The organism is Thermopolyspora sp. NPDC052614 (assembly GCF_040678635.1).
Taxonomy (GTDB): Bacteria; Actinomycetota; Actinomycetes; order Streptosporangiales; family Streptosporangiaceae; genus Thermopolyspora.
Genome location: NZ_JBFATZ010000012.1, coordinates 1 through 25,056, shown reverse-complemented (window position 1 = coordinate 25,056; position 25,056 = coordinate 1). Strand labels below are relative to the sequence as shown.

24 protein-coding genes are annotated in these 25,056 nt (G+C 71.1%); 16 read left to right on the top strand and 8 right to left on the bottom strand.

The features are described 5' to 3' along the window. Nucleotides 1–14: 14 nt before the first annotated feature. Complete coding sequence (locus AB0K60_RS24345) at nucleotides 15–1,589, top strand: SpoIIE family protein phosphatase (RefSeq protein WP_364059244.1); 1,575 nt, start codon at nucleotides 15–17, stop codon at nucleotides 1,587–1,589. Between the two features lie 48 nt (nucleotides 1,590–1,637). Here AB0K60_RS24345 and AB0K60_RS24340 read toward each other — a convergent pair whose 3' ends face one another. Together AB0K60_RS24340 and AB0K60_RS24335 are read right to left on the bottom strand one after the other, a co-directional pair. Then, complete coding sequence (locus AB0K60_RS24340; protein WP_364059241.1) at nucleotides 1,638–3,407, bottom strand: prolyl oligopeptidase family serine peptidase; 1,770 nt, start codon at nucleotides 3,405–3,407, stop codon at nucleotides 1,638–1,640. Nucleotides 3,408–3,556: 149 nt separating this feature from the next. Then, nucleotides 3,557–4,453: a putative RNA methyltransferase gene (locus AB0K60_RS24335; RefSeq protein ID WP_364059238.1), complete on the bottom strand. Its 897-nt coding sequence runs from the start codon at nucleotides 4,451–4,453 to the stop codon at nucleotides 3,557–3,559. Between the two features lie 426 nt (nucleotides 4,454–4,879). Here AB0K60_RS24335 and AB0K60_RS24330 point away from each other — a divergent pair, with 426 nt between their 5' ends. Beyond that, nucleotides 4,880–5,389: an NUDIX hydrolase gene (locus tag AB0K60_RS24330; protein WP_364059235.1), complete on the top strand. Its 510-nt coding sequence runs from the start codon at nucleotides 4,880–4,882 to the stop codon at nucleotides 5,387–5,389. A gap of 69 nt (nucleotides 5,390–5,458) precedes the next feature. After that, the gene (locus tag AB0K60_RS24325; RefSeq protein ID WP_364059232.1) at nucleotides 5,459–6,496 is read left to right on the top strand and encodes an NAD-dependent epimerase/dehydratase family protein; all 1,038 of its coding nucleotides are present in this window, start codon (nucleotides 5,459–5,461) and stop codon (nucleotides 6,494–6,496) included. Between the two features lie 115 nt (nucleotides 6,497–6,611). Here AB0K60_RS24325 and AB0K60_RS24320 read toward each other — a convergent pair whose 3' ends face one another. The 3 genes from AB0K60_RS24320 to AB0K60_RS24310 all read right to left on the bottom strand — a co-directional run bounded on the left by AB0K60_RS24320 (nucleotide 6,612) and on the right by AB0K60_RS24310 (nucleotide 9,292). Further along, nucleotides 6,612–7,127, bottom strand: coding sequence for a hypothetical protein (locus tag AB0K60_RS24320; RefSeq protein ID WP_364059229.1), 516 nt, complete (start codon nucleotides 7,125–7,127; stop codon nucleotides 6,612–6,614). Nucleotides 7,128–7,345: 218 nt separating this feature from the next. Then, nucleotides 7,346–7,999 (bottom strand): SDR family NAD(P)-dependent oxidoreductase, encoded by a 654-nt coding sequence (locus AB0K60_RS24315; RefSeq protein ID WP_364059226.1) that lies wholly within the window; start codon nucleotides 7,997–7,999, stop codon nucleotides 7,346–7,348. A gap of 171 nt (nucleotides 8,000–8,170) precedes the next feature. Continuing rightward, nucleotides 8,171–9,292, bottom strand: coding sequence for an SGNH/GDSL hydrolase family protein (locus AB0K60_RS24310; RefSeq protein ID WP_364059223.1), 1,122 nt, complete (start codon nucleotides 9,290–9,292; stop codon nucleotides 8,171–8,173). A gap of 140 nt (nucleotides 9,293–9,432) precedes the next feature. Between AB0K60_RS24310 and AB0K60_RS24305 the strand changes: the two genes are divergently transcribed. Next, a complete protein-coding gene (locus AB0K60_RS24305; protein WP_364059220.1) occupies nucleotides 9,433–9,873 on the top strand; it encodes a helix-turn-helix domain-containing protein in 441 nt (146 codons plus the stop codon). A gap of 156 nt (nucleotides 9,874–10,029) precedes the next feature. Here the strand turns inward: AB0K60_RS24305 and AB0K60_RS24300 are convergent, their stop codons facing one another. Then, complete coding sequence (locus AB0K60_RS24300) at nucleotides 10,030–11,832, bottom strand: hypothetical protein (RefSeq protein ID WP_364059217.1); 1,803 nt, start codon at nucleotides 11,830–11,832, stop codon at nucleotides 10,030–10,032. Between the two features lie 256 nt (nucleotides 11,833–12,088). On the opposite strand from AB0K60_RS24300, the gene AB0K60_RS24295 reads away from it, so the two are divergent. The 10 genes from AB0K60_RS24295 to AB0K60_RS24250 all read left to right on the top strand — a co-directional run bounded on the left by AB0K60_RS24295 (nucleotide 12,089) and on the right by AB0K60_RS24250 (nucleotide 21,472). Beyond that, nucleotides 12,089–13,969, top strand: coding sequence for an ABC transporter ATP-binding protein (locus tag AB0K60_RS24295; RefSeq protein WP_364059214.1), 1,881 nt, complete (start codon nucleotides 12,089–12,091; stop codon nucleotides 13,967–13,969). Nucleotides 13,970–14,069: 100 nt separating this feature from the next. Then, nucleotides 14,070–14,795, top strand: a complete 726-nt coding sequence (locus AB0K60_RS24290) for a DUF998 domain-containing protein (protein ID WP_364059211.1) — start codon at nucleotides 14,070–14,072, stop codon at nucleotides 14,793–14,795. Nucleotides 14,796–14,860: 65 nt separating this feature from the next. After that, nucleotides 14,861–15,223, top strand: a complete 363-nt coding sequence (locus tag AB0K60_RS24285) for a GntR family transcriptional regulator (RefSeq protein ID WP_364059208.1) — start codon at nucleotides 14,861–14,863, stop codon at nucleotides 15,221–15,223. Beyond that, nucleotides 15,220–16,086, top strand: coding sequence for an ABC transporter ATP-binding protein (locus AB0K60_RS24280; protein ID WP_364059205.1), 867 nt, complete (start codon nucleotides 15,220–15,222; stop codon nucleotides 16,084–16,086). The genes AB0K60_RS24285 and AB0K60_RS24280 overlap by 4 nt, the downstream gene beginning before the upstream one ends. Then, nucleotides 16,083–16,787 (top strand): hypothetical protein, encoded by a 705-nt coding sequence (locus AB0K60_RS24275; RefSeq protein WP_364059202.1) that lies wholly within the window; start codon nucleotides 16,083–16,085, stop codon nucleotides 16,785–16,787. Before AB0K60_RS24280 ends, AB0K60_RS24275 begins: the two co-directional genes overlap by 4 nt. 360 nt (nucleotides 16,788–17,147) lie before the next feature. Continuing rightward, a complete protein-coding gene (locus tag AB0K60_RS24270) occupies nucleotides 17,148–18,389 on the top strand; it encodes a histidine kinase (RefSeq protein ID WP_364059199.1) in 1,242 nt (413 codons plus the stop codon). After that, entirely contained in the window at nucleotides 18,380–19,024 is a 645-nt protein-coding gene (locus tag AB0K60_RS24265) for a response regulator transcription factor (protein ID WP_364059196.1), read from the top strand. The genes AB0K60_RS24270 and AB0K60_RS24265 overlap by 10 nt, the downstream gene beginning before the upstream one ends. 23 nt (nucleotides 19,025–19,047) lie before the next feature. Next, complete coding sequence (locus AB0K60_RS24260) at nucleotides 19,048–19,575, top strand: hypothetical protein (RefSeq protein ID WP_364059192.1); 528 nt, start codon at nucleotides 19,048–19,050, stop codon at nucleotides 19,573–19,575. Nucleotides 19,576–19,749: 174 nt separating this feature from the next. After that, nucleotides 19,750–20,733: a sigma-70 family RNA polymerase sigma factor gene (locus AB0K60_RS24255; RefSeq protein WP_364059740.1), complete on the top strand. Its 984-nt coding sequence runs from the start codon at nucleotides 19,750–19,752 to the stop codon at nucleotides 20,731–20,733. Nucleotides 20,734–20,971: 238 nt separating this feature from the next. Next, the gene (locus AB0K60_RS24250; protein ID WP_364059189.1) at nucleotides 20,972–21,472 is read left to right on the top strand and encodes an ArsI/CadI family heavy metal resistance metalloenzyme; all 501 of its coding nucleotides are present in this window, start codon (nucleotides 20,972–20,974) and stop codon (nucleotides 21,470–21,472) included. A 40-nt stretch (nucleotides 21,473–21,512) separates the two neighbouring features. On the opposite strand, the gene AB0K60_RS24245 is transcribed toward AB0K60_RS24250, so the two are convergent. Further along, nucleotides 21,513–22,556 carry a hypothetical protein gene (locus tag AB0K60_RS24245; RefSeq protein ID WP_364059186.1) on the bottom strand — a complete coding sequence of 348 codons (1,044 nt, stop codon included), beginning with the start codon at nucleotides 22,554–22,556 and terminating at the stop codon, nucleotides 21,513–21,515. Between the two features lie 134 nt (nucleotides 22,557–22,690). Between AB0K60_RS24245 and AB0K60_RS24240 the strand changes: the two genes are divergently transcribed. Both AB0K60_RS24240 and AB0K60_RS24235 read left to right on the top strand, forming a co-directional pair. Beyond that, nucleotides 22,691–23,326: a TetR/AcrR family transcriptional regulator gene (locus tag AB0K60_RS24240; RefSeq protein WP_364059183.1), complete on the top strand. Its 636-nt coding sequence runs from the start codon at nucleotides 22,691–22,693 to the stop codon at nucleotides 23,324–23,326. A 173-nt stretch (nucleotides 23,327–23,499) separates the two neighbouring features. Next, nucleotides 23,500–23,946, top strand: coding sequence for an SRPBCC family protein (locus tag AB0K60_RS24235; protein WP_364059181.1), 447 nt, complete (start codon nucleotides 23,500–23,502; stop codon nucleotides 23,944–23,946). A gap of 40 nt (nucleotides 23,947–23,986) precedes the next feature. On the opposite strand, the gene AB0K60_RS24230 is transcribed toward AB0K60_RS24235, so the two are convergent. Further along, a complete protein-coding gene (locus tag AB0K60_RS24230) occupies nucleotides 23,987–24,856 on the bottom strand; it encodes an AraC family transcriptional regulator (RefSeq protein WP_364059178.1) in 870 nt (289 codons plus the stop codon). Between the last annotated feature and the right edge of the window lie 200 nt (nucleotides 24,857–25,056).

Here is a 25,056-nt window from a genome sequence, read left to right as displayed (position 1 = left end):
GTAAGCACGAAGCAGTGACTACTTCGACCCAGGCCGTCCTCGCGGCATCATTCCTGCCAGGTGAGGACGCCATTCCCGCCGCCACGCGGTTCACCAAAGAGGTGATGACCGCGTGGGCCGCCACGTCCATCGCCGCCGACGCCGAGCGGGTCACCGTCGAGCTGGTCTCCCAGGCGGCGGGCGGACCGTTCCAGGTGAAGTGGGTGCACGAGGGCGCCACCGTCCGGGTGGAGGTCACCCAGGACGGCCCGCAGGCCCGCCCCTGGACCGAGGCGATCGACGCGGCGCGTGAATGGGGCACGCGGGCCGACGACGGCTCCCGCACCCGCTGGGTCAGCCTGCACCTGCCCGGCGGCATGGCGCATCCGCAGGACGACTGGACCGTCGAGGTCTCCCGCGGGCCGGGCTGGCTCGGCTTCCTCGCCGACGCCAGCGACCTGCTCGCCGGCACCCTCAATCCGGACATGGTGCCCGCGATCGTCGCCCAGGTCGTGGTGCCCCGCATCGCCACCTGGTGCGCGGTGTACACCCCCGAGCAGCAGGCCGGGCCGGTGCGCCTGGCGTACCTGTGGCACGCCGACGAGGGTGAGATCGACGCCCTGCGCGAGCGGCTCGCCCAGGTGACCATCCCGGTCGGGGAGGGCCCGGCGGCGTCGGTGCTGCCGCTGGAGGGCTGGCAGGCGCTCGCCCTCCCGCTGTTCGCCCGGGGGCGCGGCCTGGGGATGATGTGCCTGGGCCGCCGCGACCGCTTCCCCGAGGATTTGATGCTGCTCGCCGAGGACATCGCCCGCCGCGCGGCGCTGGCGATGGACAACGCCCGCCTGTACGACCAGCAGGCGGCGGCGAACCGGGCGCTGCAGCGCAGCCTGCTGCCGCCCGACATCCCGGACGTCCCGGGTCTGGACTACCACGTGGTCTACGAGCCCGCGGGCGAGACCAACGACGTCGGCGGCGACTTCTACGACCTGTTCCCCGGCCCCGGCGAGAACTGCTGGCGCTTCGCGATCGGCGACGTGTGCGGCACCGGCCCGGCGGCCGCCGCCGTGACCGGCCTGGCCCGCCACACCCTGCGGCTGCTGGCCAGGGAGGGGTACGGCGTGGCCGCCGTCGTCGGCCGCCTCAACCAGGCGATCCTGGAGGAGGGCGAGCGCGCCCGCTTCCTGACGCTGCTGCACGGCGAGATCTCACCCGGCCCGGACGGCCTCGACCTGCGCCTGGTGTCGGCCGGACATCCGGAGGCGCTGCGGCTGCGCCCGAACGGCACGGTCGACGTGGTCGCCACCCCGCAGTCCCTGCTCGGCGTCTTCGAGGAGGCCGCGTTCGAGGCCGAGACCGTCCGGCTCGCCCCCGGCGACGTGCTCCTCGCGGTCACCGACGGCGTCACCGAGCGCCGCTGCGGCGGCCGTCTCCTCGACGACGACGGCGGGCTGGCCAAGATCCTGGCCGAGTGCGCGGGCCTGTCCGCGCGGGGCGTGGCCGAGCGCGTCTTCCGCGCCGTGCAGGACTTCGCCCATGAGCCCAGCGCCGACGACCTGGCGATCCTGGTGATGCGCGCCCCCGAGCAACGCCCCGCGCCGGGCGCGTCCTGACGGGCGCGCTTCGGCGGGCCGCTCTGATGGGCGCGCTGACGGGACGCGTCAGAGCACGTGCTTGCGGGCGAAGGCGAGCTGGACGGCCATCTGGCGGATGCGCTCCTCCACGACGAGCGTGCCGTGCCCGGCGTCGTAGCGGTACACCTCGCAGGGGTGGGAGCGGCTGCGCAGCGCGTCCAGATAGCCGTTGATCTGGCCGATGGGACATCGGGGGTCGTTCTCCCCGGCGAGCACCAGCAGCGGCGCGGTCACGGCGTCGACGTAGGTGATCGGCGAGCAGCGGCGGTAGAGGTCCGGGACCTCCTCGGGGCTGCCGCCGAGCAGCGCCCGGTGGTAGGCCTGCAGGCCCTCCGCCTCCTGCTCGTACGCCGCGGCGTGGTCGGCGATCGGCACGGCGGCGATGCCCGCCGCCCACACCTTGGGCTGGGTGCCGAGGCCCAGCAGGGTGAGGAAGCCGCCCCAGGACGCCCCGGCGAGCAGCAGCCGGTCGGGGTCGGCGATGCTGTGCGCGACGGCCCACTCCCGCACGGCCGTCACGTCGGCGAGCTCGACGTGGCCGATGTCGCCGCGCAGGGCGTCGCGCCAGGCCGTGCCGTACCCGCTTGAGCCGCGGTAGTTGACCCGGACGACGGCGAACCCGTGGTCCACCCAGGTGGCCACGTCGGGGGCGAAGGAGTCGGTGTCCTGCGTGGCGGGGCCGGCGTGCAGCAGGAAGACGGTCGGGTACGGCGCCGCCAGATGTCCCGGCCGGGAGATCATGGCGTGCACCCGGCCGCCGGGCACCGCCACGTCGATGTCCTCCACCGGCACCGAGGGCGGGGCGATCGGCCCGGCCGGGTTGATCACGACCTGGCCGTTGCTCGACCGGATGAGCGGCGGGTGGGCGGAGCTGGAGCAGCAGTACTCCACGGTGCCGTCGAGCCGGGCGGCGGCCTCCTCGATCACGCCGTGCGGGGTGCTGATCGGCGTCATGCCGCCGCCGGCGAGGTCGTAGCGGAACAGCTCGGTCCGGGCGCGATGGTTGATGATGAGCAGCAGGGCGCGTCCGTCGGGGTACCAGTCGGCGGCGATGTCGCCGGGGGACTTCACCCAGACCTCCCGCCGTTCGCCGGTGACCGGGTCCCAGACCAGGGGTTCGCGACGGCCGCGCCGCTCGTGCAGGCACAGCAGCCGGCGGTCGCCTGGCACCGGGGCGAACCGCAGGGCGGTCAACCCCAGGTCGGGGCCGTCGCACATGTTGGCGACGGGGCGGCCGTTGGCGCGCAGTACCCGGATGGCGGGGTGGCGCGCGTCGCGGTGCTCGCTGTGGTTGATCGCGACGAGGGAGCCGTCGAGGGACAGGTCGGCGACGTACGCGGCCTCCTGGTGCCGGTACAGTTCGGCCGGCTCCTCGGACGAGCCGGCCTGGACCAGCAGCACCTGGAACCCGTCGTCGGGGGAACTGCGGCCGATGGCGGCGGTGCCGGACGCCGACAGCGCGATGCCGGCGGGGTGGCCGGGCAGCATGCCGGGGTGCGCGACCTCGTCGGGGCCGCCGGTCCACAGTTGCCGCATCCACACGCCGAACTCGTCGCCGTCGGTGTCGGCGAACCACCAGATCCACCGGCCGGTGGGGTCGATGAGACCGTGGGCGGTGCCGTTGGGCCGGTCGGTCACCTGCCGCGTGGTCGCCATCGCCCGGTCCCAGGCGTAAATCTCCCAGGCGCCGGAGGCGTTGCAGCGGTAGACCGACCTGTTGGGCGCCTGCCGTGCCCAGCGGGGCAGGGTCATCCGGGGCGCACGGAACCTGGCCTGCCAGCGTTCCTCGGCCTTCATGTGCGTGGCACCCTCCTCAACCTCGCCCTCACCGGCGGGGCTGCCGATAAGTATGTCGTCTCCGCGAGATAAATGGCCGACAAATCTGAGGTTATTTCACCCTTGTTGGCGCTTCAGTCACGCGCGTCACAACTATCATCATCAACGTCCTACGAGCGGATATCCGCGTCCTCGCCTTTCCATATGGTGATACGGAACAAGGCGGGCACCATGCTCCGCTCCGGGAGACGTTCGATCCGCTCGCGCAGCGCGGCGGCGTCGGTGTGCCAGGCGCTCGGGCCCATGCTCACCACCGCCTCGACCGCCTCGTGGTCCAGCGCCATTTCCGTCTCCACGCGTACCTCCGCGATTTGGGTGAAATGCCCGGACAGCGCCGCCGCCAGTCGCCGGTCCTTGTCCTCGTCCACCGACAGCAGCCCCAGCCCGCCGACCAGCCCGCCGAGGTGCCCGGGGGCGGGGGTCACCACGAGCAACGTCCCGCCCGGCGCCAGCACCCGGGCGAACTCCGGCCCGTTGCGCGGCGCGAAGGCGTTGAGCACCAGCGCCGCACGGCCGTCCCGCACCGGCAGCGGGCGCCACACGTCGGCGACCACCGCGCCCACCCGCGGATGCGCCCGCGCCGCCCGCTTGATCGCGTGCTTGGAGATGTCGATCGCGAGCCCGGCGCCTCCCACCGCGTCCAGCACCCGGGCCAGCAGGTAGCCGGTCCCGGCCCCGGCGTCCACCACCAGGTCCGGCCCGGTCCCGGGCATTTCCGGCGCCGGGGAGGTTTTCCGCCCGGCGTCCTCGACGAGTTCGGCGGCGAGTCCGGCCACGCGCTCGGCCAGCGGGGCGTAGTGGCCCTCGGCGAGGAAACGCTCCCGCGCGGCGACCATGGCGGGCGTGTCCGCGGTGCCCGCGCCGCCCGAGCCGGTCAGCAGGCTGACGTATCCCTGCCGGGCCACGTCGAAGACGTGCCCGCGCGCACACCGCACGATCCTCGCGGCCAAGGTCAACTCGCCGCGGCAGACCGGGCAGGCGAGATGGTCGATGACGTTCTCCAGCACGTTCCCATCAAATCCGACGAGGGGACCGCCGGGTTCGCCCGGCGTGGAATCGCCTCCCGCATTCACCGCTCCGGCTTGAAACGCGCAGTGCCTGTCCGCCGCCTCTCCCGGCGTGCGGCCGCTTTCCTTCAGATGACGGAGGAGTCGCGGCCTCTCGTCACGTGGCCCTCGGGCGGGGTCGGCCGAGGGCCACGCGGTGCGCAATGGCGATTCGACCATCCACTCCAATGTGCACTTTCATTTTGAATATGCGGTCAGCGCGCCGGGGCGTCCATCCCTAAAGGATCTTGCCCGAGGGGGAAGGGACCATCTGCGGGCGGCCAGGGCGCAGTGAGCGCGGTGACCGTGGGGGACGCAATGATGGCGACCGCTTCCGGACGTCGCGATGCCGGACTTTTGAATCGCTCGTACGTTAGCGTCGGACATATGGCCGAGCACCAGGATGACGTCGCTTATCACGTCGGGCTGAACAAGGTTTTGGCAGGGACCGGAGCCTTTCTCACCGACCCGACCGACCGTGTGCTGCTGGTCAAGCCCAACTATCGCGACCACTGGGGCTGGCCGGGCGGACACGTGGACGAGGGGGAGACCCCCGAAATCGCCTGCGCCCGTGAGGTGCGGGAGGAATTGGGCCTGACCCCGCCGATCGGCCGCCTGCTCGTCGTTCACTGGGTTCCGGTCCTGCCGGAGCGGCCGTATCCGCTCATCCACTTCCTGTTCGACTGCGGGGTCGTCAGCGACGCCGAGGGCATCGTCCTGCAGGAGGAGGAGCTCGACGGCTTCGGCTTCTTCACCGTCGAGGAGGCCGACGCGCTGATGCCCCCGTACCTGGTGCACCGCGTCCGCGTCGCCGCCAAGGCCCGCCGCGACGGCTCCACCGCCTACATCTCCCCGGCCGGCTCGCACCCGGCCGGCTCGCACCCCATCGGCGTATAGCCCAGGGTCCGGGATCCCGCGTTCGGGCCCGGCGGTTTGGAGCCGGGGGTGCCGGGCACCCCGCTGTGTATGCGTGTAGTCGTCGTTGGAGGTACGGGCAACATCGGCACGAGCGTGATCTCCGCGCTGGCGCCCGATCGAGCGGTCACCTCGATCCTCGGGATCGCCCGCCGCCGCCCGGACTGGTATCCGGACAAGACCGAGTGGGCCACGGCGGACGTGGCGAAGGACGATCTGACCGCCCGCTTCCAGGGCGCGGACGTGGTCGTCCACCTCGCCTGGATCTTCCAGCCCACCCACAACCCGCGCATGACGTGGCGTAACAACGTCCACGGCAGCATGCGGGTCTTCGACGCGGTCGCCCGGGCGAAGGTGCCCGCGCTGGTGTACGCCTCCTCGGTGGGCGCCTACTCGCCCCGGCCCGGCGACGACCACCCGGTGACCGAGGACTGGCCCACCCACGGCTACCCGACCGCGTCGTACTCGCTGGAGAAGGCCTATGTCGAGCGGGTGCTCGACATCTTCGAGCGCGACCACCGGGACGTCCGCGTGGTGCGCATGCGGCCGGGCTTCATGTTCAAGCGGGAGGCCGCGGCCGAGCAAGTACGCCTGTTCGGCGGCCCGCTCGTGCCGAAACGGCTCGTACGGGCCAGCATGATACCGGCGATACCCGACATTCCCGGCCTACGCTTCCAGGCCCTGCATTCCGAGGACGCCGGCGAGGCCTACCGCCTGGCCGTCACCCGCGAGGTGTCGGGCGCCTTCAACCTCGCCGCGGACCCGGTCATCCATCCCCGCGAACTCGCCGAGCTGTTCAACGCCCGTCTCATCCCCGTGCCCCGCGTGGTGGCCCGGGGCGTGCTCGCCGCCGCCTGGGGAGCCCGGCTCGTCCCGGCCTCGCCGCACCTGATGGACATGGCACTGCACATCCCCCTGCTCGACGTGACCCGCGCCCGAACCGAACTCGGCTGGTCACCGCGCCGTACCGGAATCGAGGCGCTGAACGCCCTCCTGGCCGGCATGCAGGACGGCTCCGGCGGCAGCACCCCGCCCCTGGAGCGCACGAAGAAGCCCGCGCTCCGGCCCGGCGTCGGCGCCCGCCCATAGCGAACGCACCCGGTCGGCCGCGTGACGCCGACCGCACGACCCCGGCACTTCACCGGGGTCGCTCGCTCACAATCGCGCGTCAACGCCTGCCTCAACGCGTACGGACCGGCCCGCCTCAGCGGCGCGGAGTGCCCTCCCGGCGGCCCCCGGCGACCAGGCGATCGATGAAACTCCGCGGCTGGGTCGTCGCGGTGCGCTCTTGGTCGGCGGGCACGTTCTCACGGGTGTCGCCGCCCGCGTAACCGGCCTCCCGGGATCCGGCGGGCGCGCCTCCCTCCGCTGGGACGGCCCGTCCGGTGGGCGCGGTGTCGGCGGGCGAACTGCGTTCCAGCCGACGCTGCAGCTCCCGCTTCTCCTCCTCAAGCCGCGCGACCCGGTCCCGGGCGTCGTGTCGCACGTAGCGCAGTTCCTTGCGCCGTCTCCGCGCACGCCGCAGTCCCTTCATCAGCAGCGCCAGGCCGATCAGGAACAGCGCGGCGGTAATGACTCCCAGGACGAACATCTGTGTGGCCGTGATACCGAAGTCCCGGCCGAACACCGTTATCGTCGTGGACGCCGTGGGCTCGTTGACCGTCACCGCGATCGCCGCCGCGATCGCGAGCAGGATCAGGACAATACCCAGCACTAGCATCGCTCTCACCCCAAAAGTGGTCTTCGGTGCTGGTCGCCCCGTGCAGGGGCTCACCTCCGACTGCCCCGGAAACCGGCGGCTATGCCGATCTTTGGCGGTGTCCAGACGCTGGATCGTCGGTACGCGGGCCGGGTGTGCCGAGCCCATAGAGCCCGTACGCCCGGTCCAGCGCGATGATCCGGGCGGCGGCCTGGAAGGCGGCGGGATCGCGTGCGCGATCAGGCGAGGAGAAGCTCGACCTGATCCCGGTTGGTGTAGACGTCCCAGTAGAGCGGCGCGACGACGTCGATGTCGGGCGTGGTCGCCGACGTGCCGAGGGCGATGTGCGCGACGTGGACGCCGGTGCCGACGAGGTCGGCGTGCAGGCTGTGCGCCCAGCTCCGCAGCCCGGCGGCGGCGATGCCCGCGAGGGCCATCCCGGGGACGGGGTGCAGGGACGACAAACCGGTGGTGAAGATCAGCGTGCCGTTGTCGCGTTCGATCATGCCGGGGAGCACCTGGCGTATGACGGTGAGGGCTCCGCCGAGGCAGAGGTCGAGGTGGGGGAGCAGGGCCTCCATGGTGACGTCGGCGGCGCCGACGGGAGCCTCGTCCGGCGCGGTACGCCGAGGGACGACGGAGTACTTCAGCACCTCGACCTCGCCGAACCGATCGGTGATCTGCTCGAAGGCGGTGCGGATGGCGTCCGGGTCGAGCACGTCGGCCGCGAAGCCGGCGGCCGGGACTCCCTCGGCGGTGAGCCGCGCGACCGGTTCGTCGAGCCGCTGCCCGTTCCGGGCGACCATCGCCACGTTGAAGCCTTTGTGCCCGAAGACCCTGGCGACCGAGAGCCCGAGACCGTTACCCGCATCGACGATGACAATGGTGGACATCGGGATATCTCCCTCGACTGTTCCGCTGCTCAGTGAGGAGATATGTGCCCAATAGTCCGGCTTGTAGTATTCGGCTCGCGGACGACGTGTCTTACCGGCTCCGGCCATCGGCGCCAGGGGCACGAAGACGATCGGCAGGCGCCGAGCAGGCGACGGTGACCGACCCGCGCCTCACACCGGCATGCCGGGCCGATCGGAGAGGTGTTCCAGGTCCACGGTGTCGGCCATGACCTGGGCGCCCTTGTCGTTGAGGTGCATGCCGTCCCCGGCGTCCAGGTCGGGGTGGATGCGGTCGGGGTTCTCGGGGTCCTCGACCGCTCGCGCCACATCGAACACGGCGTCGAAGAGATCGCTGCCGCGCATCCACTCGTTCACCTCGCGGCGCGCGGCGAGGCCCTCCGGGGTGCTCAATCCCTCATAGACGGCCCCGCCGAACGGCCCGATGGTGCCGACGAGGATCTTCAGACCGGCCTCGTGGGCGCGGCGGGCCAGCGTCGTGAAGCCCTCGATGAGGGCCTCGGCGGTGGCGGGGGCGGCGCCGTACATGCGAGGGAGGACGAGATCGTTGATGCCGAGATAGACCAGAACGTGGGTCACGCCGGGAATCGAGAGCACGTCCCGATCGAATCGCTTCAGGGCGTGCTCGCCGACCTGGTCCTCCAGCAGTCGGTTCCCGGCGATGCCCTGATTGACGACCCAGCCTCGTTCCAGCCGCCGGTTCAACAGGTCCACCGAGCGGTTGTTCGCACTCGTCGTGGTGCCGACGCCTTCGAACCAGGAGTCGCCGAGCGCCACGGCGATCGGGGTGCCGTCCGGGGCGGGCACATCGACCCCCGAGACGAAGAACCTGCCCTCGACCTGCTCGGCGTCGGGGAGCGCGGCGGACCCGGTGTGATCGCCACTCGCCACGTGGGCGACCTCCATGGCCATGTGGGAGTAGGTGGCCGGACCCGTCTCCTCCGGCAGATAGAGGCTCAGCGTGAGGTCGCCGCCGGGCACGACGGGCAGATTCACAGGGTCGGACACGGCCTCGTCGCCGGGCGGGATGACGATTTCACCGGTGCCGCCGAAGGCGAGGGCGGCCTGCCCGTGCTCGGTGGCGGCCGTCGCCGCGGCGACCGTCAGGGGAGTGCGGCCGTAACGGTTCGTCAGGCGCACACGAACGCGCTCACCGCCACCGGCCAGGTGAAGGCGCTGACGCACCGTCTGATCGGCGAAGCCGCGCGGCTCACTGAACCTGATCTCCTCGTACGGGCTGATCACGGCCGTGCGGAACGCGGCCGTCCAAGTCACGCTTGTTTCGTTCATCCCCGGTCGATTCCCTGTGCTGGAGTCCAACGGTTTCGTTGCATCACTGTGTACCGGTAACTTCCTCATGGGAAGTACGCACTTCAAAGTGCGTAAGGCACGCTGAGGTCGGAGGAAAGCGCTCGATGACGACGACGGCGGCCGAGAAGAGGGCGCAGGCCAAGGCCGAATACAACGCGTTCCTGGCCCAATGCCCCAGCCGCAAGCTGCTTGACCGGATCTCCGACAAGTGGGTGGCGCTGATCCTGGCCGCACTGGGGGACGGCGGCCCGCAACGGCCCGGCGCGGGCTGCGCGGGCGAGCCCCGGCCGATGCGGTACTCGGAGTTGTCCCGCCTGCTGGCCGGAATCAGCCAGAAGATGCTCACGCAGACGCTGCGCGCCCTGGAACGCGACGGCCTGATCACCCGAACTGTGACACCGACCGTGCCGGTCACGGTCACCTACGCGCTGACCGACCTCGGACTCTCGCTGTACCAGGTGATACGTGGCCTGAAGTCCTGGGCGGAGGAGCACATGGACGAGGTGCTCGCCAACCGCGACAAGTACGACGTCCGCGTCGGCTGAACAACCGGCCGCCGTTGGCGGCGTGACCACGTCGCTTCGCCGGTGGCCCGCCCCTCCCGGCCGAAGCGATGGCGCGCTGTCACGTGGCACGAACCGGAGCGCCACGTGGATGGCGCCCGACCCGGTGGAACGTCGCCGGACACCGTGGCAGGCAGGTCAGCGCGGTGGCAGCCAGATGATCCAGTCGCGGATCTTGGCGATGCTCACCCGATGGGGCCGCCAGTTCGCGTACGCTGCGGCCGGTTTCGCCCTGCCCCGGGTCAGGTAGGCGACCCGGTCGCCGCGCAGGGGCACCCGTGGATGCCAGGTCGCGTATCGGCACCCCGCCGCGTACGCCAGCGGCAGCGACGCCCCCGGCCCTCCGACGCGGCACGGCGTGTGCACCCCCAACGCGTTGATGACCCGTGCCGTCTTCAGCGCACCCGCCCGGTCCGCCCCGATCCCGCCGAGCCGTACCGTCAGGATCGCGTGCTGTATCGCGAGGAAGACCGCCAGCGCGCCGACGACGAGCGCCCGCGCCGCCCGCCCCCGCCCGGCCGTCCGCACCAGCAGGTACGCCACCGGCAGGGCCAGCAGCGCATACGCGGGAATGAGGAACCGCGGCGCCGCGTACCCCACCAGGAACAGGTACTGCGCCGCCAGCGCCCCGCCCGCCGCGACCGCCAGCGCGTGCGCGCGGAAATCCACCATGCGGCGAGCCATCCACAACGCCCCGGCCACCACGAACGGAATGGCGAGCCACCACACCGTCAGTTCAACGTGCTTCAGCTCGACGTTGCAGGGCCGGCACAGCAGCGGCCCGTTGAGCGCCTTGAGCTCGTACCAAACCCCCCATGTCGGCCGCAGATGCCCCTGAACCTCGCTCGCCCCTCGAATCCGGGCAAGCAGCCCGCCATACCGTGCGTACGCCTCGATCACCCACGGCGCGGCCCCGGCCACGCACCCGGTCACCACCGCGACGGCGACGGCCGCCCGCCGCCACTCGCGCACGGCGGCCCAGGCGACCCCGAGCGCCAGCCCCAGCCACAACGCGTCCCCGGGCCGGAGCTCCGCCACCGCCGCCAGGCACGCCGCGAGTCCCGCGTAGGCCCCCTTCGGCCGCGGCACCCGGGTCGCCAGCAGAAAGAACCCGGTCGCCGCCACCGCCCCGTACGCCACGTACAGGTTGGGCATGACCTCGCCGCCGTAGAACCGCACCACCCACAGCCCGGTGAGCAGCAGCGCCGCCCCCGCCACGATCAGCTTCGCGCGCCGCGCCCGGATCACCCGCAGCCAGGGCAGGTAACCGAAGAACAGCCCCGCCGCCGCCAGCACGATCATCCACACCCGCACGGGCACCGGATCGGCGGTGAACCAGGCCGCGGGCGCGACCAGCCAGGTGATGCCCCGAGCGCGCGGCTCGCTGAAGGAGGCGTCCGGCAGCGCGGGGCTCACCTGGCTCAGATAGACCAGTTCGTCCCAGCCCCACGGCATGCGATGCGCCCCGACGGCGAACTGCAGGACCCCGAACAGCACGGCCACCAGCCCGAGGGGCGTCGCCGGATGATCGGCGACTCGCCGTACCCACGATCGCCTCCGCCGCCCCCGCTCATCCGCGCGCTCGCGAACCCGGCCCGCGGCGGCCGGCGGGCGGCGCATCGTCTCGGTCGCCCCACTCGCGGACGGCCCGTCCGTGCCGCCGGGAAGGTCACGAGGAGGCCGACCGGCCACGCGCGACGCCTCGGCGTCGTGTCCGCCGCGCGAGCCGTCCACCTGGTCCTGAACTCCCTGATGTGAGCGATGCGGTGCCTCGGAGCCGTGTCCGCCGAGCGGCCGGGCGTCCGCGTGGCCCGGAACGTGTTCCGCCGTGCGCCCCGCCTCCGTCTCGGCCGTCTCGGCCGCGGACGGGCCGTCCCCATGCGAGAAGGGCCGGTCATCCGGCCCTTCCGTCGTCGTCACCTCGGCGGTGGGTTCGCCCACCCTCGGCTCATGCGGTGTCCCCCCGGCACGCTTCACCCCGACGATGTTGTCCCCCCGACCGCCGCCTCACTCCTGCCGAAAGCGGCATTTGACGTTCCTCAGTCCAACGCGTACGCCCAGCTCACAGCCGTAAACATCCGCCCAGCCGTACCCACGGAAAACCTGTTGACCTCAACTTTGGTTGAGGTCCTAGGGTCGTGAGCGGCACCGCCGAACCCGAGCGGCGGAACCCCGGCCGACACGATTGGTTCCTTGCATGAGTATGGAAGTCACCGCATGGCACTCGATGTACAACGCCATGCACGCCACCCAGGACCGCCGCCCGTTCTCCCGGGCGACCCTGCGGCGTATCGCCCGATTCGCCCGGCCACACCGCGTGCTGCTGTCGTGGTTCCTGGCGTTGAGCGTGGTCGCCGCCGTGCTGGGCGTGGCGACGCCGGTGCTCGCGGGGCGGGTGGTGGACGCGATCTGGCAGCGCGCGGAGATGAGCGTCGTCGTCGGGCTCGCCGCCCTGATCGCCCTGATCGCGCTCGTCGAGGCGGGGATCGGCCTGCTCACCCGCTATCTGTCGGCGAGCATCGGCGAGAACCTCATCCTCGACCTGCGCAGCACGGTCTTCGCGCACGTGCAGCGCATGCCGGTCGCGTTCTTCACCCGCACCCGCACCGGCGCCCTGGTGAGCCGCCTGAACAACGACGTGATCGGCGCGCAGCGGGCGTTCAGCGACACGCTGTCCGGCGTGGCCGGCAACCTGGTGACGCTCACGCTCACGCTCGGCGTGATGATCAGCATCTCCTGGCCGATCACCCTGCTGGCGCTGCTGCTGCTCCCGGTCTTCATGGTCCCGGCCCGGCGCATGGGCGCGCGGCTGGCCCGCCTGCAGCGTGAGTCGGTGAACCACAACGCGGTGATGAGCACCCAGATGACCGAGCGGTTCTCCGCGCCGGGCGCGACGCTGGTGAAGCTGTTCGGCCGCCCCGAGCGGGAGGCGGCCGAGTTCACCGCGCGGGCCCGCCGGGTGCGCGACATCGGCGTGCGTACCGCGATGACGCAGTCGGTGTTCGTGCACGCCTTGACGGTCGTCTCCGCCCTCGCCCTCGCGCTCGTGTACGGCCTGGGCGGCTACTTCGCCCTCGCCGGCGCCCTCGACCCGGGCGCGGTGGTCGCGCTCGCGCTGCTGCTGACCCGCCTGTACGCCCCGCTGACCGCGCTGGCCAGCGCCCGCGTCGAGGTGATGACGGCGCTGGTGAGCTTCGAGCGGGTCTTCGAGGTGCTCGACCTGGAGCCCCTGATCAAGGAGTCGGAGCACGCGACCGAGGTCCCGGACGGCCCGGTCGCGGTCGAGTTCGACGGCGTGAGCTTCGCCTACCCGTCGGCGGACAAGGTGTCGCTGGCGTCCCTGGAGGAGGTCGCGAACCTCGACACGCGCGGTGGCGTCCAGGTCCTGCACGACATATCGTTCCGCGCCGAACCCGGGCGACTGGTGGCCCTGGTCGGCTCCTCCGGCGCGGGCAAGTCGACGATCGCCCAGCTCCTGCCCCGGCTCTACGACGTCGACGAGGGCGCGGTACGGCTCGGCGGCGTCGACGTCCGCGACCTCACCCTCGATTCGATCAAAAGCACCGTCGGCATGGTCACGCAGGACGGCCACCTGTTCCACGACACCATCCGGGAGAACCTCCTGCTGGCCCGCCCCGAGGCCGCCGAGGACGAGCTGTGGGACGTCCTGCTCCGCGCCCGCCTCGACGACCTGGTGCGCGCCCTCCCCGACGGCCTCGACACCGTCGTCGGCGAGCGCGGCTACCGCCTGTCGGGCGGCGAGCGCCAGCGCCTCACGATCGCCCGCCTGCTGCTGGCCCGCCCGCGCGTCGTCATCCTCGACGAGGCGACCGCCCACCTGGACTCCACCTCCGAGGCGGCCGTCCAGGAGGCCCTCGCCGAGGCCCTCGACGGCCGCACCGCCCTGGTGATCGCCCATCGGCTGTCCACCGTACGGGCGGCCGATCTGATCCTGGTGGTCGAGGACGGCCGGATCGTGGAGCGCGGCACCCACGAGTCCCTGCTCGCCGAGGACGGCCGCTACGCGGAGCTGTACCGCACCCAGTTCGACGAGTCCCCGGTGGAGGCCGCCGCCTGACGTAGGGGATTTCGCATCAGGTACCTCATCGGCGACGTCCAAGGGGTGCACCCGTCAATGTAGGTTGACACACCATACTCGTCAACCTATGTTGACGAGTATGGCTGATATCCCAGGTTCCACACTCGTAGGCGCGGCCGAGGCACCCCGCCCGCGCCCTGTCCCGGTCCCCACAAAGCCGCTCGTCTGCGGCCTGATCGCCGGTCCGCTCTTCCTCGCCGTGCTCCTCGTCCTGGGCGCGACCCGCGAGGGCTACGACGCCCTGCGCCACCCGGGCAGCTCGCTCGCCATCGGCGACCTCGGCTGGACGCAGGCGGTCAACTTCGTCGTCGTCGGCGTGCTGACGCTGGCCTTCGCGGTCGGCGTGCGGCGCGTCCTGCGTCCGGTCGGCGGCCTGTGGGGTCCGCTGCTGATCGGCGTGTGGGCCGTCCACTTCATCCTCGCGGGCGTCTTCACCTCCGACCCGGTGAGCGGGTACCCGCCGGGAACCCCCGACGTGCCCGTGCGACCCACGCTCGGTGGCGCGATCCACGACGCGGCGGCCGTGCCCGGCTTCGTGAGCCTGGCGGCCGCCTGCCTGGTGTTCGCGTGGTGGTTCGCCGTGCGCGGGGAGCGCGGGTGGGCGGTCTACTCCGGTCTCTCCGGCGTCGCCTTCGGCATCGGGTTGGTGCTCTCCAGTGTGGGCTTCGCGCAGGTGGCGGGCCTGGTCGAGATCGCCGGGCTGCTGCAGCGCGGCACGGCCGCCATCGGGTTCGCCTGGCTGAGCCTGCTCGCCGTACGGCTGCTGAGGGCGCCGGTCCGGGAGCGGAGGCGGCGGAAAAAGTGATTGACGGGCTCCGGCGAAGCTCCTATGGTTCATTACACAAGTAATGAACCAAAGAAGCAGGTGCCATGTTCGACGACCGGAGCCCGATCTATCGGCAGATCGCCGAGCGCATCAAGGCCGATGTGATGAGCGAGGTGCTCAAAGGCGACGAGCAGGTGATGTCCACCAACCAGTACGCCGCCTACTATCGGATCAACCCGGCCACCGCCGCGAAGGCGTTCCAGCAGTTGGTCGACGAGGGCGTCCTGTACAAGAAGCGAGGTATCGGCATGTTCGTGAGCCCGGACGCCCGCGATCGACTCAGGGCCAAGCGCAGGGAGAGCTTCTTCGCCGACGTCGTGGACCCGATGGTCGCCGAGGCCAAGGCCGCCGGGATCCCGCTGCGCGAGATCATCCGGCGGATCGAGGAGCTGGAGGGCGGCGCGTGAGGATCGAGATCGAGGACCTGGTCCTGCGCTACGGCGACGTCACCGCGATTGACGGGATGACCCTCACGTTGGAGGAGGGCAAGATCTACGGCCTGCTCGGCCGCAACGGCTCGGGCAAGACGAGCCTGCTGTCGATCCTGGCCGCCTTCCGCAAGCAGACCTCCGGCAGGGTACGCGTCGGCGGGAAGCCGGTGTTCGAGAACGGCGCGATCACCCGCGACATCGCCCTGATCCGCGACACCGGCGAGGCCGTGGACATCGGCACCGCCGAGGACGCGCTGTACTTCGCCAAGGGTCTACGCCGGAACTGGGACGCCGACTACGCCCGCTCCCTCATGGACCTGTTCGACATCAACCCGAAGGCGAACGTCAAGAACATGTCCAAGGGCCGGCGCTCCGCGATGGGCATCATCGTCGGCCTCGCCTCCCGCGCCCCGCTCACCATGTTCGACGAGTCGTACCTGGGCATGGACGCCCCCTCCCGGCAGGCGTTCTACGACCAGGTGCTCGCGGACTACATGGCCCACCCCCGCACGATCATCATGTCCACCCACGTGATCGAGGAGGTCGGCCCCCTCTTCGAGGAGATCGTGATCATCGACAGGGGAAGGCTGCTCGTACACGAGGAGAGCCAGACCCTGCTGTCCAAGGGCGTCTCCGTCACCGGCCCGACGGCGCTGGTCGACACCTTCACCGCGGGTCTGAAGGTGCTCGGCTCCCGATCGCTCGGCCCCACCACCTCGGCGATGGTGTACGGCGAGTTCGACGAGACCCAGCGCCGCAAGGCCCGCGAGGCGGGGCTGGAGCTCGGCCCGATCGCCCTGCAGGACCTGTTCATCCACCTGACCGGAGGTCGGACATGAGATTTCCCACCCGCCTGCTCGCCGCGAACGCGGTCTTCGCGCTGCTGCTCTGGGCCGGGTTCTGGGCGCTCGTCACCGCGATCACGGTGTTCCTCGGCGTGACCGGCAGGCTCACGAGCAGCGCCTGGGAGGTCGCCGCGCAGGCCCCGCGCTGGTACGCGTTGTTCTTCGGCGTGGCGCTCGTCCGCGAGTTCATGCCGATGTACATCGCGCACGGCCAGACCCGCCGCCGCTTCGCCGTCCACGGCCTGATCACCGTCGCGCTGTTCGCGCCGTTCCTGGCCGCCCTGCTCGTGATCTCCTACCTGCTGGAGGGCGTCCTGTACGGCCTGGCGGACTGGCCGCACGTGCTCACCCGCACCCACCTGTTCACCTCGCCCACCCAGGTGCCGCCGATCTTCGCCGAGTACCTGGTCCAATTCGCGGCCTGGATCCCGGCGGGCGCGTTCATGGGTGCGGCCTTCTACCGGTTCCGGAGCAATGGCCTGCTGTCGGTCCCGGGCGGCGCCGCTCTGATCATCATCGCCGAGAGCTCGATCGACTCCAAATTCTGGCTGCCCATCGTCACCAACCGCCTCGACATCGGCCTGCCCGACCTGCCGCTGACCCCCTTCGTGGCGGGCGTCGCGGTCTTCCTCGTCGGCCTCCTGCTCACCTGGTCGATCATCCGCGACATACCACTGCGCAACCAGTTCGCCTGAGCCACGACGGCGACACATCGGGGGCGGCCGTACCACACCCGGATCGGCCGCCCGGCCGGGAAACGAAGATCGCGCGCGTCCGCCGCCTCGCGGGGCCGGGCACATCGGGTCCTCGCCTCGCCTGAGTCACGCAAGTGTGCCCTTTCAGCGACCTCACCGAAAGGGCCGTACCCAGCCGCCGCCGCCCCCGGTCGGACGCGTCGAGCCCTCGCCCCGCCGAGGACACCGCTGAGCAGGGCTCACCTCCACGCCTCACGCGTACCGGACCCCCGCCAGACGCCCAAGGGTAGGGTTATCCCTACCACGGATTGGGATGCCTGGCGCATGTTGCCCGAACGTCGAAATTCCTACGGTGGAATCATGAGCCATGCGCAGTTGGTCGCCTCCCCCTGGGACCGGATCCGCGGCCACTGGTCCACGCCGACCTGGCTTCGCACCATGCACGTGATGACGGGCGTGCCGATCGCCCTGCTGGCCGGGACGGTGCTGGTCACCCTCACCCTGTTCTCGGTCTTCCTGATCTGGACCATCGTCGTGCCGCTGATCAGCCTGGTGCTGCTGTTCTGGCTGCTGCCGCTGCTGACCGCGCTGCAGCGGTCCCGGTTCTCCGCCTTCCTCAACATGGACATTCCGCGCATCCCGGCCCCCAGGGGCGCACGCGGGCCGGTGAAGTGGCTGATCCGCACGGCGCGGGCGGGCAGCACGTGGCGGCAGATCGCCTACCACGTGCTTTCGCCGCTGATCAGCCTGATCGGCTTCCTCGCGGTGATCCTCGCCTGGGCGGCGTGCCTCGCCTCGGCGGCGCTCGCCATCCAGGTGTGGGCGGTCGGCGGCACCTGGCAGAGCGCGCCGCTGATGCTGCTCACGCTGGCGCTGTTCGTCGCGGGGCCGTGGCTCGCCCGCGGCGTCACCGGGCTCGACCTGATGGCCGCCGAGGCGCTGCTCGGCCCGAACGTCAACGACCTGCTGGCCCGCCGCGTCGAGACCCTGGAGGAGAGCCGCGCCGAGGTCATCGACGCCGCCGACGCCGAGCGCCGCCGCATCGAACGCGACCTGCACGACGGCCCGCAGCAGCGCCTGGTGTCCCTGGCGATGAACCTCGGCATGGCCCGCGCCACCCTCACCGACCTGCCCGACCCGGCCAAGCAGATGATCGCGCAGGCGCACGAGGAGGCCAAGCAGGCGCTGAAGGAGCTGCGCGACTTCGTCCGCGGGCTGCACCCGGCGGTGCTCACCGACGAGGGCCTCGACGCCGCCCTCTCCGGCCTCGCCGTACGGTCGCCGTTCCCGGTGCGGCTCAACGTCGACGTCCCCGAGCGGCCCACCCCGACCGTCGAGGCGGTAGCGTTCTTCGTCGTGTCCGAGGCCCTGACGAACGTCGCCAAGCACGCCCGGGCCACGTCCGCCGAGGTCATGGTCTGGCGCGACGGCGACCTGCTCCGCGTGGTCATCTCCGACGACGGCCGCGGCGGCGCCGACCCCGAGCGCGGCACCGGCCTGCGCGGCCTCACCCAGCGGATCCGCTCGGTCGACGGCGCCCTCTACATCGACAGCCCGCGCGGCGGCCCCACCACCATCACCGCGGAACTGCCATGCGGGTAGTGCTCGCCGAGGACTCCGTGCTGCTCCGCGAGGGGCTGGTGTGGATGCTCGGCGCGGCCGGCATGCAGGTCGTGGCCGCGGTCGCCGACGCCGAGGCGCTGCTGCGCGCCGCCGACGAGCACCGCCCCGACCTCGTCATCACCGACGTGCGCATGCCGCCCGGCCACAGCGACGAGGGCCTGCGCGCCGCGCTCGTGCTGCGCCGCCGGCACCAGGGCCTGCCGATCGTCGTCTTGTCGCAGTACGTCGAGGAACGCTACGCCACCCAGCTGCTGTCCACCGAGACCAGCGGCATCGGCTACCTGCTCAAGGACCGGGTGGCCGACGTCGCCGAGTTCGTCGACGCCCTGCGCCGCGTCGCCTCCGGCGGCACCGCCCTCGACCCCGAGGTCGTCGCCCAGTTGCTGATCCGGCGGCACAGCGACCCGCTCGACCAGCTCACCCGCCGCGAGTACGAGGTGCTCGCCCTGATCGCCGAGGGCCGCTCCAACACCGGCATCGCCGAGGCCCTCACCATCAGCGAAGGGGCCGTGGGCAAGCACATCAACAACATCTTCACCAAACTCGGCCTGCCCAACGCCGAGGGCGACCACCGCCGGGTGCTCGCCGTACTGCGCTTCCTCAAGATCTCCTGAACCCGCCGGCGAAAGGTGACCCGATGGCGATGCCCCGCAACATCCGAGCCCTATGGCTCATCGTCGGCGCCGCCCTGACCGTGATCACCGTGCTCCTCACCGCCCTCGGCATCTGGTCGGAGTTCCGCGAGCCCCGCGACTACGACTACGCCTTCCCCGGCACGTACGGCGCCTCCCTGATCAGCGAGCGCTCCCAGGAGACCACCACCACCGTCTACGAGATCACCTCCCCCGTGGTCATCGTCGACGTCACCGGCCCGGTGGGCGTCCGCGTCACCCGCGGCGAACCGGACCGCCTCACCATCCGCCGCGAGCTCACCTACGGCCCCCAGGGCCGGGAATTCAGCCAGCAGTGGCTCGACGGCAAGGTCCTGCACGTCCTGTTCATCTGCCCCGGCCCCCGCGCCGGCGCCGGCCTCACCTGCACCGCCGACTACTCCCTCACCGTCCCCCCGGACGTCAAAGTGATGATCGCCGGCCCCCGGGCGACCCACGAATGCCGCCTCTCCACCGCAGAAACCGTCTGCCGCACCCCGACCGCGTCCCGCTGACCCGGCCCCCACCGCCGAGCCGGGCGGGTTTCCTCGAGGCCGGGGCGGGCGCGTCGCGGGAGGGCCGCCCGCGGTCCGCGCGGATTCTGTCGGTGGCTCCCTGTGTACTGGGTAGGTCACGTCGAGGTGTACGCGGCGCACACCCTCGGCAGGGAGAGCACGGAAGGCACGATCATGATGGAAACCCAGGTCCGGGACGATTTCCTCCATCTGGCCGACCCCTTCCGGCGCGAGCTGACCGCGTACTGCTATCGCATGCTCGGCTCCATCCACGACGCCGAGGACCTGGTGCAGGAGACGTACCTGCGGGCGTGGCGCTCCTACGACAAGTTCGAGGGAAGGTCCTCGCTGCGCTCCTGGCTGTACCGCATCGCCACCAACGTCTGCCTCACCGCGCTGGAGAGCCGGGGCAAGCGGCCGATGCCCACCGGTCTCGGCACCGGGAGCGCCGACCCGGCGATCCCGGTGGTCGAGCAGGTTGAGGTGCCATGGCTGGAGCCGGCGCCGGACGTGATGGTCGGAGCGTCCAACGCCGACCCCGCCGCGATCGTCACCTCGCGGGAGAGCGTCCGGCTCGCCCTCATCGCCGCGCTGCAGCACCTGCCGCCCCGCCAGCGGGCCGTGCTGATCCTGCGGGACGTGCTGAAGTGGCGCGCCGCCGAGGTCGCCGAACTGCTCGACGTCTCCGCCGCCGCCGTCAACAGCATGCTCCAACGCGCCCGCGCCCAACTCGACGAGATCTCCCCATCAGAGGACGAGGTCGCCGAGCCCACCACCCAGGACCAGCGCGACCTGCTCAACCGCTACGTCGAGGCCTTCGAACGGTACGACGTGAACGCCATCGTCACCCTGTTCACCAAGGACGCGGTCTGGGAGATGCCGCCCTTCCCGACCTGGTACCAGGGCGCCGACTCCATCGGCCGCCTCATCTCGGCACAGTGCCCCGCACAGCGCCCCGGCGACCTGCGACTCCTCCCCACCGAGGCGAACGGCCAGCCCGCCTTCGCCATGTACCTCCGCCGCGACGGCACCTACCACTCCTTCGCCATCAACGTCCTCACCCTCTCCGCCTCGGGCATCGAACACGGCACGATGTTCTTCGACCTCAGCCTGTTCCCCCTCTTCGGCCTACCGGACACGCTCCCGCAGGACGCGTAGCGGGCATCGGGTCGGCCGCCGGGCCGTCTGCGGGGAGGCGCATAGGCGCAGGCATCGGTCACCGATCGACCATCAGTTGACCGGCCGGGCGGGCGTACAGGACACCTGGGGGCTGCGACGTTCGAGGAGGACGACGTCCCGCCAGGACACCCCAAGCCTGTATTGACATTTATCTAATCAGCGTGCCAGGCTCATTGATTAGACGGATGTCGAAACAGTCGCTAGAAGGGAGACCGTCATGTCCCGTGTCCAGCTCGCTCTTCGTGTCGCCGATCTCGAAGGTTCGATCGCCTTCTACTCCAAGCTGTTCGGCACCTCCCCCGCCAAGCGCCGGGAGGGGTACGCGAACTTCGCCATCGCCGAACCGCCGCTCAAGCTCGTGCTCATCGAAGGCGAGGCCGGTCAGGACACCCGCCTGGACCACCTCGGCATCGAGGTCGCCTCCACCGACGAGGTCAACGCCGCCGCCGACCGGCTGAAGGAGGCGGGCCTGGCCACCTTCGAGGAGAACGACACCACCTGCTGCTACGCCCTGCAGGACAAGGTGTGGGTGCACGGGCCCGGAGCCGAGCCGTGGGAGGTCTACGTCGTGAAGGCCGACGCCGACACCCTCGGCAAGAGCGACGTCGCGGTCGCCGCAGGCAGCGACTGTTGCGGTACCGAGGCCGACCGTGCCGACGAGGGCAAGGCCGAGGCGGAGGAGCCCGTGGAGGCCAAGACCGGGGCCGGCTGCTGCTGACGGCGCTTCGCGGCCTGCCCGCAGGGCCGTGGGCGAGTTCCTAGGCCCGGTAGCAGTCCGCGAGCGCCGCGAAGGCGGCCTTCGGCTCCCACGGCATGTCGGAGTACGTCGTGCCGTGGCCTGCCTCCAGAACCTTCACCACTCCAAGGCTGGCCAGGTCGAAGTCCTCGCTCGGGTTGTCCCGGTGAGGTAGGTCGTAGCGGGCGAAGGTGTACCAGAAGGCGTTGTCCACGCCCTCCTCGTCGAGGATGGCCAGCACTTCGCGCAGGTAGGCGGCCTGTTCCTGCTCGTCGCGGACGTGGTCGCCGGTGAGACGGGCCGGTCCGCCGTGCGGGCCCCACTCGACGATCGAGTCGGAACGGTCGCCCATGTCGGCCGCGCCGCGATAGGTGCCGCAGCCGAATTCGTTGACGGCCACGGGTTTGCCCTGCGCCCTGCCCTGGGCGACCAGGGCGCGGACGGTGTCGCGGTAGGTGGGGGCGGTGGTGGCCGAGCGGTAGCCGGCGTCGGTGGCGATGATGTCGAAGGGGGTCCAGTCGACCTGCTCCATCGGGATGGAGGAGTAGGTGACCGGGCCGCCGAATCGTTCGCGCACCATCGCCACCGCCTTGGCGAGGAAGGCGTTGACGCGGGCGGGCAGGGTCGGGAGCGCCTGCCGCAGGCTTTCGGGCCGGGCCAGCAGGGGCATCCTGTCCCGGAACGTGTCGCCGGGCAGGAAGCCGTCGGTGAACAGGCTTATCTCCGAGCCGGTGACCAGCACGACATCCGCGCCCTCGCGGCGGAGCCGTTCGCCGTGTTCGGCGCAGTCGGCGATGACGGCGAGCAGTTCGTCGGCGGTGATGTCGCAGGTGAACGGGGACAGCCACACCTCCAGCCCGGCCGCGGCGGCGTGCGTCGCGGCGACCTTGAGCCGCTCGGGGGCGCCGCCTGTGATCCGTACGGCGGTGCAGTGCAGATCCTCCCGGATGATCCGCATCTCCCGCTCGACCACCGTCGGGTCGAAGGGTTCCCGGGTGCTCCACCCGGCTTCGCGGGCGAACGCGTCCGCGAAGCCGGTGTCGAAGTTGATGCCTTTGCCGCGCATGCTCCGGCACTCCTCTCATCCTGTCGGCCGTCCCTACGGCGACGTTAAGGTACTGGCAGTACCGTAATGGCAATCACTGTGATTAGGCAATCGGGTTGATTAGGGTACGATGAGAGCCCAACGGAAGGGCGATCATGGCTGGAGAATCGGCACAGGGTAAGGCCGCCGCACCCACCAGGCGGCGCGGCGCGGCCCTGGAGCGGGCGATCCTGAGCGCCGCCGCCGAGGAGCTCAGGGAGGCCGGATATCCGGGCCTGACCATGGACCGGGTGGCCAAGCGCGCGGGCACCAACAAGAACGCGATCTACCGCCGCTGGCCGAGCCGCGCCGCGCTCGCCGTCGCCGCCTACCGGCAGATGACCGAGACCGAGGCGCGTCCCCCTGACACCGGCGAGTTGCGCGCGGACGTGCTGGAACTCCTGCGCCGTGCGAACCGGCACCTGTCCTCGCCGCTGGGGGAGATCGTGCTCGGCCTGCTGGCGAGCGCCCGCGACGAGCCGGAACTCCTGGCGCGGATTCACTCCCAGGCGGCCGAGGGCGGGGCTGGCATGTGGCTGACGGTCCTCGGGCGGGCCGTGGCCCGCGGCGAGGCCGCGCCCGAGGCCCTCCATCCCCGCGTCGCCACGGCGGCCGTCGCCCTGCTGCGCAATGAGTTCGTCACGCGCGGCACCTCCAGCGTGCCCGACGACGTCCTCGTCGAGATCGTGGACGAGGTCTATCTGCCGCTCATCAGGGGACGAGCGCCGGGCGCTTCTCACGATGGCGGGTGACGGCGGCTCAAGGACACCTAAACACGAGCGCCTGACCGGCCTTCTCCCCGTCGCCGAAGAGCAATCGATCGTCGTTTCCAAGCAAGGCGATGGATGCCGCGCTCAGCGGGCGCCTCCTACGGTGATTGTCGTGTCGCCATCGGGGGCGACGACGCGACATTGGAGAGATCGCCATGCCGGGATATGACGTCACCGCACACTCCGCGGCCAAACCATCGGTCGTTTTCGGCCTGCTCGCCGACTGCACGACCTGGCCGACCTGGTCACCGATCGACACTGCCGAGATCGTGGACGGCGAAGAACCGGAAGGCGTCGGCACGATCCGGGTGTTTCGTACCGGACGCAACGTCAGCCGGGAACGCATCGTCGAAATGGCTCCGGACCGGCATATCGGTTATGTGATTGAATCCGGCGCGCTGCTCGACTATCGCGGCGACATCTTGCTGAGCCGCACGGTGGACGGCGGCACCGACATCCGCTGGCGCGCCACCTTTCGTCCGAAAACGCCGGGCACCGGCTGGTTCTGGCGGCTCGTCCTGACGAACTTCATGCGGCGCTGCGCGCAGGGGCTCGCCGCTCACGCCGAGTCGGTGGAGCGCACCACCCGACGCACTACCTGACGCCCTACCCGACGTACTACCCGACGTACTACCCGACGCCCTACCTGACGCGGTACCTCGACGGGCGCAGACCCGTCGTGCGCAGGAACGCGTCGGACAGGTGCGCCGGACTGCTGAAGCCGCAACGCGCGGCGACCTCGCTGACGGGCATGCCGCGATCCAGCAGGCGCTTGGCCTCCTCGACCCGCAGCCGGATCAGGTAGCGGCGCGGGGTCTCCCCGGTGACGGCCTTGAAGACTCGCAGGAAGTGGTACGTGCTGAGGTGGACCTCTGCGGCGATGTCCGCGAGGCCGATCGGCTCCGCGAGCCGTTCCCGCATGAAGGCGACGGCCTTGCGCACCCGAGCGTCCTCACGAGTGGCCGCGGCGACCCCGCCGCCGCCCGGCCCGGCCACCAGATGCACGGCGAGGAACTCCGCCGCGGCCTCGGCGTACAGCGCGTCGACGCGCCGCTCGGCCGCCGCGGCCAGCGAGCGCATCAGCTGTGCCAGCACCGCGTCGTCGCCGGGACGACGCACCGGACCCCGAGCGCCGAGTTCGGCCTTGACCCGGTCCACGGTCGCCGCCGGAAGGTGGACCTGGACGGTCTCCATCGGCAGGGTGGCGGCGTACTCCAGGTGCGTCGGCTCGCCGGGGATCGCCAGGTCGAGGTGCCCGGGCCGGATGACGACATCGGACCATTCGCCGGCTCGTCGAATCCGCATCCGGCCCGCTCCCGCGGTGACCAGCCACAGATGGTGATCCGACGACGCCGGCAGGGTCAGGCGCTCGACCGAGGGCGCGTGCCGGAACCGCTGCACCAGCAGCGCACGCCAGCCCACATCGTCCCAGCTCGACAAGGTACGCGAGACATATGCCGCCATGTCGAACCCGGCGTAGGCCCCCATGTCGAATCGCGACGTGCGGTCCATGAGTCAAACGCTAGCGCGTCGGCGACGGGTGGCGGCGGCGCGAAATCGTGCCGCCGCCACCCGCCAGGATCAGACCAGGATCAGACCTCGTCGACGGTCATCGCGCCTTCGTTGGGACGTCGAGCCAGGTCGATGCCGAGCTCCTCCGCGGCGCGGAAGACGTCCTCGTCGGTGTCGCGCATCTCGATCGACATGCCGTC